We start from the raw sequence: 214 nt of genomic DNA on the forward strand, positions 1-214 counted from the left end.
AGACTCGGTCATCAAGGCGTATAAACAGGCCTTAAGAGGCCGAAAATTGACCGGGCAATCACTGCTCCATCATTCAGACAGGGGATTGCAATATTGTTCCAAATCCTATCAGGCTTTACATGAATACCATGCCGTCATGTGCTCAATGACAGACGGCTACGATTGTTATCAGAATGCTTTGGCTGAACGGGTCAATGGGATACTGAAAAACGAA

General features: G+C 45.3%; 1 pseudogene. It reads left to right on the forward strand.

From position 1 onward, the window contains the following. Positions 1-214, forward strand: a pseudogene (locus tag Xbed_RS19275) (DDE-type integrase/transposase/recombinase); the annotation flags it as partial.

This window comes from Xenorhabdus beddingii (assembly GCF_002127545.1).
Lineage (GTDB): Bacteria > Pseudomonadota > Gammaproteobacteria > Enterobacterales > Enterobacteriaceae > Xenorhabdus > Xenorhabdus beddingii.